10 protein-coding genes are annotated in these 16,340 nt (G+C 32.2%); 3 read left to right on the top strand and 7 right to left on the bottom strand.

From position 1 onward, the window contains the following. Position 1: 1 nt before the first annotated feature. From N1F78_RS03615 to N1F78_RS03605, 3 genes are all read right to left on the bottom strand, one after another. The gene (locus tag N1F78_RS03615) at positions 2–2,044 is read right to left on the bottom strand and encodes a M3 family metallopeptidase (RefSeq protein WP_406684822.1); all 2,043 of its coding nucleotides are present in this window, start codon (positions 2,042–2,044) and stop codon (positions 2–4) included. A gap of 143 nt (positions 2,045–2,187) precedes the next feature. Next, positions 2,188–2,670, bottom strand: coding sequence for a 5-(carboxyamino)imidazole ribonucleotide mutase (gene purE, locus N1F78_RS03610; RefSeq protein ID WP_406684821.1), 483 nt, complete (start codon positions 2,668–2,670; stop codon positions 2,188–2,190). Between the two features lie 2 nt (positions 2,671–2,672). Next, positions 2,673–3,827 (bottom strand): 5-(carboxyamino)imidazole ribonucleotide synthase, encoded by a 1,155-nt coding sequence (locus N1F78_RS03605; protein ID WP_406684820.1) that lies wholly within the window; start codon positions 3,825–3,827, stop codon positions 2,673–2,675. 138 nt (positions 3,828–3,965) lie between these two features. Here N1F78_RS03605 and N1F78_RS03600 point away from each other — a divergent pair, with 138 nt between their 5' ends. Then, entirely contained in the window at positions 3,966–5,075 is a 1,110-nt protein-coding gene (locus tag N1F78_RS03600) for an adenylate kinase (RefSeq protein ID WP_406684819.1), read from the top strand. 84 nt (positions 5,076–5,159) lie between these two features. Beyond that, positions 5,160–6,158: a GTPase ObgE gene (gene obgE / locus N1F78_RS03595; RefSeq protein WP_406684818.1), complete on the top strand. Its 999-nt coding sequence runs from the start codon at positions 5,160–5,162 to the stop codon at positions 6,156–6,158. Here obgE and N1F78_RS03590 read toward each other — a convergent pair. Beyond that, positions 6,155–6,988: a DUF6090 family protein gene (locus N1F78_RS03590; protein WP_406684817.1), complete on the bottom strand. Its 834-nt coding sequence runs from the start codon at positions 6,986–6,988 to the stop codon at positions 6,155–6,157. The two genes, obgE and N1F78_RS03590, sit on opposite strands and share 4 nt — an antisense overlap. Before the next feature lie 179 nt (positions 6,989–7,167). On the opposite strand from N1F78_RS03590, the gene N1F78_RS03585 reads away from it, so the two are divergent. Beyond that, on the top strand, positions 7,168–7,689 hold the full coding sequence (locus N1F78_RS03585) for a DUF4136 domain-containing protein (RefSeq protein ID WP_406684816.1): 522 nt from the start codon (positions 7,168–7,170) through the stop codon (positions 7,687–7,689). Here N1F78_RS03585 and N1F78_RS03580 read toward each other — a convergent pair. The 3 genes from N1F78_RS03580 to N1F78_RS03570 form a co-directional block, all read right to left on the bottom strand. After that, on the bottom strand, positions 7,686–9,071 hold the full coding sequence (locus tag N1F78_RS03580; RefSeq protein WP_406684815.1) for a M64 family metallopeptidase: 1,386 nt from the start codon (positions 9,069–9,071) through the stop codon (positions 7,686–7,688). The two genes, N1F78_RS03585 and N1F78_RS03580, sit on opposite strands and share 4 nt — an antisense overlap. After that, positions 9,071–9,571 (bottom strand): hypothetical protein, encoded by a 501-nt coding sequence (locus N1F78_RS03575; protein ID WP_406684814.1) that lies wholly within the window; start codon positions 9,569–9,571, stop codon positions 9,071–9,073. The genes N1F78_RS03580 and N1F78_RS03575 overlap by 1 nt, the downstream gene beginning before the upstream one ends. Positions 9,572–9,635: 64 nt before the next feature. Then, a complete protein-coding gene (locus N1F78_RS03570; RefSeq protein ID WP_406684813.1) occupies positions 9,636–16,190 on the bottom strand; it encodes a carboxypeptidase-like regulatory domain-containing protein in 6,555 nt (2,184 codons plus the stop codon). Between the last annotated feature and the right edge of the window lie 150 nt (positions 16,191–16,340).

Raw genomic sequence — 16,340 nt, 5'->3', positions numbered from 1 at the left:
ATTATTTTTTAATCAACCCTGCACGTTTTAACAAAGCTTCAGGTTTTGGTTCTTGTCCTCTAAAACGTTTGTAAAGAGTCATTGGGTTTTCCGTTCCTCCTTGGCTTAATACGTTGTCTTTAAATTTGGTGGCAGCTTCCTTGTTAAAAATGCCGGCCTCTTTAAAATATTCAAATGCATCAGCATCTAGAACTTCAGCCCATTTGTAACTGTAATATCCTGAAGAGTAACCGCCTTGGAAAATATGTGCAAATGCAGTACTCATACAATTATCAACAACATCAGGGTACAATTTAGTATTACTAAAAGCTTCTAATTCATGGTCTTTTACTGATGTGATTGCATCTGGTGATTCAATACCATGCCAGCTCATATCTAATAAACCAAAACTTAACTGACGAAGTGTTTGCATCCCTTCGTGAAAAGTTGCAGATTCTTTAATCTTATCAACTAAATCCATTGGAATTAATTCTCCGGTTTCATAATGCGTTGCGAATAATTCTAATGCTTCTTTTTCATAACACCAGTTTTCCATCACCTGACTTGGTAACTCTACAAAATCCCAATAAACACTGGTTCCAGATAAACTAGGATAAGTTGTATTAGCTAACATACCATGCAAAGCATGACCAAATTCATGGAATAAAGTTGTTACTTCATTAAAAGTTAAAAGTGAAGGTTTGCTTTTAGTGGGTTTGGTAAAGTTACAAACTATAGAAACGTGTGGTCTAGAGTTTTCTCCGTCTTTGATGTATTGAGGTTTGAAGGATGTCATCCACGCACCGTTTCTTTTTCCTGTTCTTGGGAAGAAATCTGCATAAAAAACAGATATAAAATTGCCTTTGGAATTGGTTACTTTATATGTTAAAACATCTTCATGGTACTTATCAATGGTGTTTACCTCTTCAAAGTTTAAATCGAAAAGCTTGTTGGCAACTTTAAAAGCGCCAGCAATAACATTTTCTAATTTAAAATAAGGTTTGAGTAATTCATCATCTAAACTAAATAACTTTTGTTTTAGTTTTTCAGCATAATAAGCACCGTCCCATTTTTCTAAGTTCTCTAACCCATCAAGTTCATTTGCAAATTCTTTAAGTGTTTCAAATTCCTTTTTAGCGGCAGGTTTGGCTTTGGCTAGAATATCATTTAAAAAGTTTAGAACGTTTTCTGGTGTTTCTGCCATTCGCTCTTCTAATACAAAATGGGCATGTGTTGGATAGCCTAAGAGTTTTGCTCGCTTATGCCTTAATTTTACAATATCTAGTACTATTTTTTGATTGTCTAAATCATCATTTTTAAAACCTTTACTGCCTGCTGCGAGCGATAACATTTTGCGTAATTCTCTATTATCGGCATAGGTAACAAATGGAATATAACTTGGGTAGTCTAGAGTAAACAACCAGCCTTCTTTCTTTTTTGATTCGGCTAATTGTTTAGCGGCTTCTTTAGCGCCTTCTGGCAAACCAGACAAATCTGATTCTTCAGTAATAAACATTTCAAACTTATTGGTTTCTGCTAACAAGTTTTCACCAAAAGTTAATTTTAATTTGCTTAAATTTTTATCAATATCTCTAAGTTGTTCTTTTTTGTCTTCCTCAAGATTTGCTCCATTTCTAGAAAAACTTTTGTACTTCTTGTCTAGTAATGTTTGTTGTTCAGTATTTAAATTTAAAGCATCTTTCTCACTGTAAACAGATTTAATACGCTTAAACAAATCTTCATTTAAGGTAATATCATTGCTAAATTCCGAGAGTAATGGAGAGACTTCTTGTGCTATTTTTTGAATAGTTTCGTTGGTTTCAGCAGAATTTAAATTAAAAAATATACTTGAAATTCTATCTAATTGCTCACCTGAAAAGTCTAGGGCCTCAATAGTATTCTCAAAAGTAGGGGCGTCAGAATTATTTATTATGGCATCAATCTCAGCTTTTGCATCTTTAATGGCTTGTTTAAAAGCTGGTAAATAATAGTCGTCTTTTATTTTAGAGAATGGAGCTGTATTATAGGCGGTGTTAAAAGAATTAAGTAATATTTTATAAGACATTTTGTAGGAAATATGTTAAAGTTTTAATTTATTATGCATACATAATAAAATTTTTATATTTTAGCGTTCTTAAATTTTAGAGTGACTAACTCAAAAAAAATTATAAGTTAATAGCTAGGAACCTCGGGTGGAACTCGGGGTTTTTATTTTAACTCTTTGGCAGATTGGTTTACCTTAACTTTTAGTTCTTCTTTATAAGCAACAATTTTGTCTAAAACCCCTTTATTGTTAGAACCAATAATTTGGGCTGCTAAGATACCCGCATTTTTTGCACCATCTAAGGCTACCGTAGCAACAGGTACCCCACCTGGCATTTGCAAAATAGATAGTACAGAATCCCAACCATCAATAGAGTTACTACTTTTTACAGGAACCCCAATAACTGGAAGTGGAGAAAGTGAAGCAATCATACCTGGTAAATGTGCAGCGCCACCTGCGCCAGCAATAACAACGGCAAAACCTCTGGTGTGTGCATTTTTACCATAATCAAATAGTTTTTCTGGAGTACGATGTGCCGAAACAATATCTACCTCAACTTCAATATCAAAACCTTTTAAGATGTCTATAGCATCTTGCATAACAGGAAGGTCACTTTTACTTCCCATAATTACGCCAACTTTATTCATAATTATTCGCTTATAACTTTAATAGATTTTTTTACTTCTTCTGCAATTCTTCTAGCCTCATTTAAGTCTTCGTTCACAATGGTAACATGTCCCATTTTTCTAAATGGTCTCGTTTGTTTTTTTCCATAAATATGTGGTGTTACACCATCCATTTTCATAATGGTGTCAATGTTTTCATAAACTACATTGCCAGTATAACCTTCTGCACCAACAAGATTTACCATAACGCCACCTACTTTGCTATCTGTTCTTCCAAGCGGTAAATCTAATATAGCTCTTAAGTGCTGTTCGAATTGAGAAGTATAACTAGCCTCAATAGTTTGATGACCTGAATTATGCGGTCTTGGAGCAACTTCATTTACCAATATTTCATCGTCTTGGGTTTGAAACATTTCAACGGCTAACAGACCAACATGATTAAAAGATTCAGATACTTTTAATGCCACATCTTTGGCTTTTTTAGCAACATGATCATCAATTCTTGCTGGACAGATAACATATTCTACTTGATTAGCTTCAGGATGAAATTCCATTTCAACAACAGGGTAACTTTTAATCTCTCCTGAGACATTTCTCGAAACAATAACTGCTAATTCATTTTTAAACGGAACCAAATTTTCTGCAATGCATTCTACATTTGGTAAACCTTCTAAATCTTCTAAAGATCTTACAATTTTAACGCCTTGACCATCGTATCCAAATTGAGCACTTTTCCAGACAAAGGGTAAATTTAGCCCTCCGTGATTTATAGTTTCTTTAATTTCGGATGTATATGCAAAACGAGAAAAAGGAGCCGTTGGAATATCATTATCAACATAAAACAACTTTTGTTTTGCCTTATTCTGAATGGTTCTTAATGTTTTAGAAGCAGGATAAACTTTAATGCCTTCTTTTTCTAAAGTTTCTAAAGCATCAACATTTACATTTTCAATTTCAAATGTTAGTACGTCTACCTGTTTTCCAAAATTGTAAACAGCGTCATAATCCATTAAATCGCCAATGGTAAATTCATTACAAGCAATTTCACAAGGTGCTTCATTGCTAGAGTCCATTACAAGCGTGTTAATGTCAAATTTTCTAGTGTTGTAAAGTACCATTTTACCCAATTGGCCACCACCAAGAATACCAAGTTTAAAGTCAGAAGAAAAGTAATTCATCTATGCAGTTTTATTAGAAACTTTTTAAAGTAATGCAAAAATACACTTAAATATCAAATTCTTATCTAAATCATAAATCAAAACATTCTAAATCGTCAATCATTTAATTATCTTTGCCACTTCTAAAAGTTGTTTTAGGTGATTAAGCTACATGATAAATACTTTAAACCGTTTGTTTCTGCAAAAGAAATTGATGCGGCTTTAGACAAATTGGTAATGGAAATTGCTAATGATGTTGGCGATGAAATACCCGTTTTTGTTGGAATATTAAATGGGTCTTTTATGTTAACAAGTGATTTTGTTAAAAAGTACCCTAAACCCTGTGAAGTTCAATTTATTAAATTAGCTTCATATGAGGGCTTAAAATCTTCTGAAGATATTCAACGCTTAATAGGACTTACTCAAGACCTTACAGATAGAACAGTAATTATTCTTGAAGATATTATTGATACAGGAAAAACCTTGGCAGAGGTACATCGTATCTTTAAAAATGAAAAGGTGAAAGCTCTAAAAATAGCAACACTTTTTTACAAACCTGAAGCTTATAAAAAAGACTTTAAATTACATTATATAGGTATTGAAATTCCAGATAAATTCATAGTTGGCTATGGCTTAGATTATGATAATTTAGGAAGAGATTTACCAGAAGTATATCAAATAAAAGAAACACAACACATGACAAACTTAGTATTATTTGGCCCTCCGGGAGCAGGTAAAGGAACACAGGCAGAATTTTTAAAAGAAAAGTATAATCTTATACATATTTCTACAGGAGATGTTTTTAGGTTCAACATTAAAAACGAAACTGCTTTGGGTATGCTTGCTAAATCTTATATAGATAAAGGTGAATTGGTGCCAGATCAAGTTACTATAGATATGTTAAATGCTGAGGTGGAAAAAAACACAGATGCTAACGGGTTTATTTTTGATGGATTTCCACGCACTAATGCACAAGCAAAATCATTAGATGAATTAATGGATACTAAAGACTCTGCAATAAATGCAATGATTGCATTAGAAGTTGATGATGAAGTTTTAGTTAAACGATTATTAGAAAGAGGAAAAACTAGTGGTAGAGCAGATGATGCTGATGAGAGTATTATTAGAAACAGAATAAAGGAATACTACAATAAAACTGCAATATTAAAAGATTACTATTCAGCACAAAATAAATACTATGGTGTTGATGGTGTTGGTAGTATTGAAGATATTACTAAACGCTTAAGTGCTGTAATTGATAATCTATAAATTGTTCTTGTTAATACAGGAATCTTATTGTTTTATATAGATTTAATTTAAAAGATTCCTGCCTATGCAGGAATGACAAAAGTCATGACTGAAGGTAACTTTGTTGATTATGTAAAAATGTATGTGTGCTCTGGTAAAGGAGGGCAAGGTTCTGCGCATTTACATCGTGAAAAATATATTGAAAAAGGTGGTCCGGATGGAGGTGATGGTGGCCGAGGAGGACATATTATTGTTCGTGGAAAAGAAAACCTCTGGACCTTGTTGCACCTCAAATTTAAGAAGCATATAAGAGCTGGCCATGGCGGACATGGAAGTAAAAGCAGAAGCACAGGAGCTGATGGTGAAGATGTTTATATAGATGTGCCCTTAGGAACTGTTATTAGAGATACAGAAACCAATAGTATACTTTTTGAAATTACTGAAAATGGTCAAGAGCAAGTTTTAGCGGAAGGAGGAAAAGGAGGTTTAGGGAATTGGCATTTTAAATCATCCACGAATCAAACACCGCGCTATGCTCAACCAGGAATGCCAATTGAGGAAAAGTATGTAACCATAGAGCTGAAGGTGTTGGCAGATGTTGGTTTGGTTGGTTTTCCAAATGCTGGAAAATCTACATTACTTTCTGTAATAACATCGGCAAAACCAAAAATTGCTGATTATGAGTTTACAACGCTAAAACCAAATTTAGGTATTGTAAAATACAGAGATTTTCAAACCTTTGTTATGGCAGATATTCCTGGGATAATTGAAGGTGCTGCTGAAGGTAAAGGGCTAGGTCATTACTTTTTACGTCATATAGAACGTAATTCTGTATTGCTGTTTTTAATTCCTGCAGATGCAGATGATATTAAAAAACAATACGATATTCTTCTTGATGAATTAAAACGTTACAACCCAGAAATGTTGGATAAAGAACGCATAATAGCAATATCTAAAAGTGATATGCTTGATGATGAGTTAAAGGCTGAACTTAAAGAAGAACTAGATAACGAATTGCCTATTCCTTACCTGTTCATTTCTTCTGTAGCCCAAAAAGGTATCACTGAACTAAAAGATTCTTTGTGGAAAATATTGAATGATTAGATTAACTCAAGAGCTGCCTTAATCTCATTTTTTGTTTTTTGAATATGCTTATATATAGCTCCCTTTCTTGCGTAGTTTATATGAAATAGAATACCGTTGGCATCATACAAACTATATAGCGCCATAGTTAATCGGTGGTCATTTTTAACCAAATTACGTAAATCTGAATCAGACAATCTACTATTAGGCGGAATTCCTAATTCTTTAAGAAGATCTACAAGATAGTCTACATGCGGTTTAATAATATATTCTTCGTTTCCAAGTGCACTTAACATTCGGGCATAATAAGATTGTATGCTTTGTCTTAATTTTTTGTCTCTTATAACCTCGATATTTCCTGTTGATGTCAAATCATTAATTGTAGTTTGTGTAAGATCAAAAATTCTAAATTCTGTTAACTCGGTAATTTGTTCTCCAAAATATTCCAAATAAGTTTTGCCAGATGTTATTAGAGAATCTTTATAACTAACCGTTTTATTATGAATGTTTACACTTTTATTAGCTAATTCGTAAGTTCTTCCTTTTGTTAAAATTGAAGTGTCAGCCCCAAGCTTAATTAAAGCATCTTCAGATAAAATTAAATTTATTGCATTATTTGTTATTACCTGTTTTAAATCTTTTTGATCATGCTCTAAGTCTTCAAGTAAACGCACAAGGTACTCTTTTTCAAGTATCTTATTTTTTCGTGCTTCATTCCAATTGTTAATTTGTAATGCTAATAAAATACCAATTACAACAAGTATAATTTCACCTATTGCATATTGAAGATACTTTCCTGTTTTACCTTCAGAAAGTAATTTTTGTCTTATTTTCCTAAAGAATTTTATCATTGGCTATATGGCTTGATGTAGTGAAATCTGGATTCCGTAAAATTTTATCTAGACTACCATAAGATATGGTTTTTTTTAAAATCAATTTATTCAAAACACATATGTTATTAATTACTTGTAAAAACAAAATTCAGTATTGGATCAATTTTTGATTAACTTTAATCAAAAAAATATTGAAAATGAAACATATAAAAATAGTATTACTTGCTTTACTTATAGTTAGTTGTGCTCCAATTCGTGTAAACTATGATTTTGATAAAACAACTAATTTTTCTCAATATAAAACCTACCAGTATTATGGAGATATGAAAACTGGTTTAAGTGAATTAGATACCAAACGGTTATTAGATGCCATGGATGCTAAAATGACAAGTTTAGGGTTCTCTGTTTCAGAAAATCCAGATTTTCTAATTGATATAAGAAGTGCAGAATTTCAAGGTGCCCCTCGTCAAACGGTTGGTGTTGGTCTGGGTGGTGGCGGACGAAATGTTGGTGGTGGAATTTCTATTGGAATTCCTGTTGGAAGTGCAAATGTAAACCGGCAAATAACTATTGATTTTGTTGATGAAAAGGGAAAGGGCTTGTTTTGGCAAGCAGTTAGCGAATCTAGTTTTAATCCTAATGCTAATCCAGAAAAGAGAGAAGAACGCTTAACAGCAATTGTGGAAAAGATACTCGTTAGGTATCCACCAACAAACTAATGTTTTACAAACTTTTTATGTGCTATTAAAGTATTGTTTGCATAGATATTAGCTATATATATTCCTGAAGTTAATCGGTTTATATTTATTTTGGAAAACGAATTTAACTTTACGGACTTAACTTTTTTTCCATCTAAACTCACCAAATCAATTTTAAATTTTGAATTAGTTAAACTTTCAATTTTAAAATTTAAAAATTCAGATGAGGGGTTAGGGTACATGCTAATTTTAAACGCGTTTTCTTCACTTGTAATATTTTCAACTCCTAAGGTGGAATAATTAATTGTCCAGGTAACAGTATTTACATGAATGGTTTCGTGATTATCAATTTTTAAATAACTATTATTATCTATTACAACAGCAGATAAAGTGTTTACACCTTCATTTAAATCGGTACTAGAAAGAGAGATGTTATCAACATCATTGGAGAAAATGGAACCATTAAGTGTCCAGGTTCGTTCTAAATCTTGATTTGTAGGGTGTAATAAAGTCAATTCAAAGTCTATGGGAAAACTTGGGTTTTCAATTGTGGTAGAAACCGGTGAGAATGAATTTATAGGCGAAACCAAATCATGAATTTTCTCAATCATTCCTTCTTTACATACAGAACAGAACGGAAAGCCTAAATAACGCATTTTACAAGTTTGATGAGGTCTATTCCAGGTTGCTGATGTTCCTGAATTGCCATAGGCATAAATACCAATACCATTAATACCAATCCAGTTTTTCCATTTCACCAAACTGGTATTAGTTTCCTGGGTCATATTAATAGCTTCTCCTGCCAAGGCGTCTCCAGGATAATATTCATCCTTTAAATCAAATAGAGAATGCCCCAATTCATGAATTGCTATTTCACTGGCACTTGCTCCTGTTGAACTAAATGGAAATGTGCCACCACTTCCACCATAGACGTCAGAGTTTACCAGAATAAGTGCTTGGTCATATTCTGGAAAATTATTGGCTAATACAGTGCTAATGGTAGCGTGGTCAGTTGAGTATAATAACCTATGGATATTAAAGTAGTCAAATGTGGTGTTAAAGTATGTGTCAACGTTCGTTATTGGAGATATGGGTTCAACAACATCTGTAGCTGTTCCTGGGTGATCAGTTCCACTTTCATTAGAAACAACCTTAACAGCATATACATTGAAATAATTGGCATATTCTGAAAATGGTGATTGACTAAACATGTCATTTGTGAAATTAGTGACGTCAGCAATGAAGTCTGTAAGTTCAGTGCTTTGGTAACCTTCGCTCAATATCACCAGGTTAATTCGTTTATTATTGTCACCTGAAATTTGAATAGCCTCCACGTCAAAAATTTGAGCAAACCCTGAATAAAAACTTAGAAATAGTACTATGTGATTTAGCAGAATTCGCATTATAAGTTTGTTATGATTAGGGGTTTTAGCTTTTTATTTACAGTATCAATTTCTGAAATTGAAATAGAAGTAACATTTGGTTTTAATTGAAGTCGAAATGAGAATTGTGTACTATCTAAATCTAACTGTTTTACTTTAAGATGTTTAGTTTCATCTACATATTCAATAGTCTTGAGTAGTGGGTTTTTTATAGCGAAACTTTCAAGTATTTTTCCTTTTTCATTTAATAAATTACAGCTTAAATCTCCTTGAGAACCTTCTTTTAAAAATGGATTTTGTTTTAGTTTACCCTCAGCTTTAATCTTATTAATTAAAACGATTTGTTTTTGGTTGTTTTCAGTTTTTGAAATAAAATAATTTAAAAATAGAATCTTGGGGTTGCCTGTAATTGATTCTTTTGAAGTAATGTTTTTATTGGTTTTACACGAAAGTAAAGCCATTAAAACAACTAATAAAATAGTTCTTAAAAAATGATGATATGTGATTTTGGGGCTTTTCATCATCACAAATTTAAGAAAATAAACAAGAGACTCTAAGTCTCTTGTTTATTAACATACTTTAATTCTAATTAACCTGTATTCTAACACCCTCACTATGACTGCTAAATTCTGGAGCGTACATGCTTTGAATTGTGGTAATGCCATTACTCATATTACCGGAATTATTCACTCTTAAATCGTATTCAAAAACGTAAACGCCTTTAGGTAAATAGTCAAAAAAGAAATTAGTACTGGCGTCTTTGGTGCTTTCATAGTACCCTAAACCATCTTGCCATTTGTACTTAGAAAGCACATTTATAGGTTCTAATCCAGCGGCTCTCATATCCTTCATATGCACAAACTCCATAGCTCTATCATTTCTCAATTCAATTCTTACCCTTACTAAATCGCCAACTTTTAATAATGTTTCATTCGTAATTTCTGATATTTCTTCACCAGTATGTGTATTCTTTTTTAAGAATAATTTCTTTTCTAGTTTTAAAGATGTTTCAGCTGAAGTTATCTTGTCTAAATTTTCAAAATACTGCCAATATAAGCCTCCCCATGCAATACCATTACCTTTTTTTGTGAGTTTTACTTCTCCCATATCTGGTTGAATTTCAGAAGTGTTCCATGAGGTTTTAAAATAGCCTGTACCAGCTTCAATTTTTACACCTTCTAATTTTGAAGGTTCAATTTTTTTGCCACCTAAAACCACATCAACCATTTCTGAAACACTTAACCAATCACTACCTTGAAGTAATAATGCATATATTGCATCTGTAGTTGCTTTGGTAGTTTTCCATCTATTGGTTTGTTTGTTTTTGAGCAACCAAATTTTTAGATTATCAATTGTTTCTAAATTTTTTGTTTCACTTTGAATGGTGCTACCTGCTTCAGAAAATACTTCAATGAGTAGGGCCTGTGTTTCAATTGGTGCTTGATACCAATACCATGAGTTTGTGTTTTCTTTCCAATACATCCCTAACTCCTCATTAGTGATACTATTTTCTTTTAATGATTTTAAAATTTTAGAAGTAGTTTTATTATCATTCATTCTATGTGAAACTAATGCCATTAGACCTTTAGAATAAAGAGAACGATTAAGCCAATATTTCTGAATTTGAGTGTGGTAATATTTGCTAATGTCTTCCGTTTCTTTTGATTTTTTAATCTCTGGGTGGAAACTGCGCATATATAAATAATGTAATTGCGTATTACTTAAATGGTCCTTACTTAAATCTACATGTTTGTCGTACTTTCTTAAGTTTTTATATTCCTCAATAAATTTAGAATCTAAATATTTAATGGCTCTTTTAATCATTTGAGATTCTTCGCTATCACTCTGAATAACATAAAGTTGTTTGAGATGACCAAACCCAGTGATTATATGTTGAGTTATCCATCTGTTTTCTCGACCACCATTAAACCAAGCCCATGCACCTGATGACATTTGATTGCTTTCTAATTTATTTAAAGCAGATTGCAATTCATTATTCATTTTATTTAAATCAAATAATAAGGCAATACGCTTTTTTTGTTCGGATTCACTTTGTGCATCACGTAACCAAGGGGTTTCTTGAATTAAAATAGATTTTAGTTCTTGATTTTTTTCAAGGTTAGAAATCAATATGTCTTGAGATGCCCATTGATTAAATACTTCCTGAATTCTTGGGTTAGAATTTGCAATATGACTAGCTAGAGTATTGGCATAATATCTACTAAATGTCTGTTCATTACAATCATAAGGATATTCCATTAAGTAGGGGAGTGCTTGAATGGCATACCAAGCAGGATTACTTGTTATTTCTAATGTTAATTTATGGTGACTGAGCGATGTTGAAGTTACGTTCTTTAATTTGTCTAATGAGAACGTTCTGGTTTCATTGCTTTTAATCCACATTGGAAGGGTCTCTGTTATCATCATTCTATTGCTTAAAACTGGTAAAGCATTTTGTTCACCATCACTAAAAGCATCTGTTTTTGCAATTACCTTATATTGAATAGCTTGTATGTAATCAGGGATAGATAAATTCCAAGACACTTGGGTATTTCCTTTGCTGTCCACAGTGAACGCCTTGGTATTAGCCGCATTTCCTAGTTTAGTATCTATTGAATTGCCAGTAATAGCATCAGTTAATATTAATATGGCATCTCCGGAAAGTTGTTGTTCTGTTAGGTTTGCAATTTTGGTGCTTATTGTAATTTGGTCACCCTCACGTAAAAATCTAGGTGCATTGGGTATAACCATTAGCTCTTTTTGAGTAACGGTTGTTAAAGTTCTAGTAGCACTTTCTAAAGTTTTTGTATGGGCTAACAACTGCAGTTTCCATTGGGTTAAAGCTTCAGGTGTGGTGAAGCTAAAACTTATATTACCATTTTCATCTGTTTTTAAGTGCGGAAAGAAAAATGCGGTTTCTTTAAGGTTTTTTCTAACCTGTACCTGAGTTAGAGCATTTAACCCTTTTTTTGTAGAAATTAAAACAACGCCGTTAGCTGCTTTTGAACCATAAATAGCTGTGGCAGATGAATCTTCTAATACTTCTATAGATTGAACATCAATTCCTAGTATATCTAAATCACCTTCAATTATTTTACCATCTACAATATAGAGTGGTTTGTTTTTAGAGGCTATGGAATTTGCACCACGAATTTGAACTTCAGCATTTGCTCCTGCTGCATTATTAACCGTAAGGCCAGCAATTCTACCTTGTAAAGCCGCTTCAACACCAGGCGAATTTTCAGTTGTAACGGTAGATATTGCTGCGGATATAGAAGCTTTTTTTTGAGTTCCGTAACCCATAACCACAACTTCATCTAATTCTGAAGCGTCTTCTGATAAATATATATTGAATGTATTATTGTTAGTGATTTTCACTTCGTGAGTAATAAAACCAATAAATGTAAATTCTAGCACATCATTTTTATTAGCTTTAATACTGAATCTTCCATCGAAATCTGTAGTGGTTCCTCTAGAGGTATTTTTGATGATAACATTAGCAGCTGGAAGAGGGGAATTATCTGAAGCAGAATATACAGTTCCAGTAATTATGTTTTTCTTTACAGTATCATCATATTTCTCTTCATGTCTCGATTCGTATTTAGGCTTTATTGAATTCAAATAGTTTTTGTACCTCCATTGATTGAATTGCATTGAAAACCCAAACCAATTTAGTTGATCATAATACTGTTGTGGATAATTATTACCATGCTTTTTTACATTATATACTCTAAAGGTTCTATTGCCAAAACTTTGGTTGGCATTGCTTCTAAATGTGGCATAGTAAACAGGATTGTTAATTGGGTTAAAACTCCAAGTATGTGGTTTAAACTGATCTAAAGAAGCGTCATACATGCTTGCCAATAATTCTGCACTTACCTTATCTCCCTTAGGCCCTTTAATATTAAAACTCCATGTTTCATCTGTTCCTGGTTGTAAACGGTCTCTGAAGGTATTGGTTTCAATTTCTAAATCTGTTTTCGGGTAGGGCACTGTTATAGTTTGTGAACCAGTTTGAAAACTATTAAATGCTGCAAAACTATAATGTATTACAAAACCTCCAATATTGGATTTGTCAACCGGAACGCTAATAACTTTTTTGTTATTGTTTAATTGTATAATTTCGGTTTGAACAATCTTTTTGTCCTTTTCTATAGAAACAGTAACATTAAGGTTTTCGGCCGCAGAAGCGAAAGTTATATTTGCCGTATCACCTATATTATAACTTGATTTATTTGGTGTTATACTAAATAATTGGTTATCTGCTATAGTTTTATCGGTATCACTGTAAAGCGTAATTTTTGCTTCATCTCTAACGTTTTGTCCGAATTTATCTTGACTCTCTAAAATGATAAGATATTTTCCAGATATCCATTTTTTAATTTTTCCAAGCTCAAGTATTTTGGAATCTTTAGTATTAAAATCTTTTTCAAAAACTAGTTTTCCTTTTTTCCAGTTTTTAGAATCGTCCTCATTGAAGTAAGCATCGTTCGGGAACAAGTTTTTAAACACTTCTTTAGAAAAAGCTTGATAATCTGGAGCGTCCCATGATCTTGGTCTAACCACAGAATGAGGGGCCATAAGTTTGTAAATTTTAACAAGGCCTTTTGCTGGTACAAATTCACCATTTAAATTTTCCGTATTAATGTTAATGGCATAATCTTTTTTTGATTTATCAAGTGTGTTTGCTATTGTTATGTTGGCATTTAAAGCATGATATCCAACATTAACAATAGTTGTTGCACTTCTAGTTTCTCCGTTTACATCAGTGACATCTGCAGTAACTTCGTATTTAAAAATAGGCAAGGTAGTTTTGTCAACACTTTTATCAGGTAGCGCTTTAAACAAAATTTCAAATTCACCGTTATCATTGGTGGTGCATTCACCATGGGCAATTTCTTGAGGTTCGTTAGTAAAATAAGGCCTATACCAATAGTACCATGGCGGGTATTGTACTTTTCTGTGTACTCTGTAAACTACTTTGGCATTAGTAATGTTACTTCCTGCATATGCTATGGCATTTCCTTTAACAGTTACAGAATCATTTATCTTGTAAGTTTCTTTTAGAGGCTTAAATTTAGTTTCAAACTTGGGGCGTTTGTACTCTTCAACTAAGAACCTGTGTTCAACATCAATGTCAATTTTATTAGAGTCTGCCCACAGTTCTATGTAATAATCTCCATTTAACCCATTATTTGGTAATACAAATTCTCCTGATATAGCACCAAATTCATTGGTTTTAAATTCTAATTCAGCAATATCTTCATCATTAGAATTAAACACGTCTACATAAAAATCCTCATTAGGAATAACTTCAGATTTACCGTTTTTTGTTTTTAAGGTAATGGCTTTAAAATAAACTGTTTGTCCTGGTCTGTAAATGCTTCTATCGGTAAAAATGAAGGCTTTATATTGAGTTTCTTCTTTATCTTCTTTTTGGTAGGTTCCCATCCAGTAGTTGCCAAAATATGCTAGGTCTTCATCAGTTTTAACTTTAAGAGCTATGTTGCGGTAATAATTATGGTCTTTTTTAATATGTACTTGCCCAATATTGTTTGTGATATGGTTTTGAGTCTGTTTAGATTTTGAATTTTTAATGTAAAATGATAGTTCTACGTCTGCATTAACAACGGGTTTGCCATTATTTCTATTTATAATTTGAAAAATTTGATGTGTGTTGGATTCAGAATCTACCAAAGCTAAATTGGTAACTTGAAGTGTTGTAAAAGCGTAAGTACTTTGGGATTTTTTAGATGTGGTTGAAACAATTAAATACCTGCCATTATCAAGTTTTGGTACTAAAACTTCTGTAGTGTGAGAATGGAAATCATATTCATTAGTTAGTTTGGTTTCCCAAGTTTTGCTAACATCTAATTTGTTAAAGAATGTCCACCTATCATCCTGACTATAAATTCTGTTGAATCTTTCTAATTGTCTTTCATTTATCCTATAGGCCTTAAAATAAAGTGAATCTATGTTTTTATAACGCACTAAAACTCTGCTGTGTTTTTGTATGGCCAAAAATTCTTCGGCAGTTATGTTTAATGACTTTTGTTCAATTTGTTGCTTTAGAATTTTGCATTTTTTGGCACCTGTACTTTTAGGGAAAGCTACAATAACCTTATTGCAAATATCAATAGCTTCTTTGGCTTTCCAGCGATTTGCCTCACTGGTTTTTGGTTTGTATTTTTCACTTAACTGATAATAAATAGAGGCAATTTCATAATCATACAGGGTAGAAACCTCATGGTCTTTGTATCCTTCACTTTCAGTCTTTAAAGCTTTTAAAAGTATATTTTGCTTATCATTAAAAACGGCATGCTGATTTACAAATTTTAAACGTTCAATATTTACACTAGCTAAAGCTTTTGGAGATTCGTCTTTAAGATGAAATTGAATTAAATCTTGATATATTTTTAAGGCATTTAGCTGTAGTGAAGTTGAATCTTTAGATTCTATTTTTAAGTTTGAAAATGTATTTGCATCACCTAAAAACTCTGGATTGTCAATTTCAAATTTATAGGCAGGTTTGATAATATGTGTCTCATTTGTTTTATAAAACTCCAATGCATTATGGCTTAAAAAATCATAAAGAGAGGGTCTGAAAACTCTAGAATTTTTTTGAGTATTTATAATAACATCATATTTATTCAACGGTTCTAATTGTAACATCAGTCCGTTTTGCAATGAGTTCTGATAATGTTTATGAATTTGATTGAATAAAGTTTGTAAATCCCAAGTTCTAAAATCACCATTAGAAACTTCTAAAGCATTAGCTACCTTGGTTCTATTATAAAACTTATATCTATTTTGATTAAAATACTGCCAATATAAATTTGCAAGTATGTTTTCTAAAACATTTTTGGTTGGGAAGGAATGTGCTTCTATGGCAGCTTTAAAATTATTTATAATTTTTAATTGCGCATCCTCCTCTAAAACCAAAGCAAATTTGTTTTTAAAAAGCATGGTTTTAATAAGTTGAGGTGTGTTTTTGTCTTTTTCTGCTTTGGTTTTAATAGTCTCAACTATTTTAAGCGCAGATTTTGGCAAGCCAGCAATTTCAAACTGCTCCACTTTTGCCCAAAGTGTTTCATAGTCTGAATTTTGCGCTTGTGAATGAACAGCGAAAAGTATTGTCATTAATAAGAGTAAAGTTTTTTTCATTTGTTCTGAATTTGTTTCAGGATTGTGAATTGTTTTACATCTAATTTACTTTCAAAAGCTATACCAAAAAACGGTGAATGAGTAAACTGCTTTTACCGTTGAGTGAAGTTAGCTATTTTTAAAGAA

It is taken from the genome of Seonamhaeicola sp. MEBiC01930 (genome assembly GCF_045277075.1).
Classification (GTDB): domain Bacteria; phylum Bacteroidota; class Bacteroidia; order Flavobacteriales; family Flavobacteriaceae; genus Seonamhaeicola.
The sequence above is the reverse complement of the archived record's forward strand: the minus strand, read 5'-3'. Positions and strand labels throughout refer to the sequence as shown.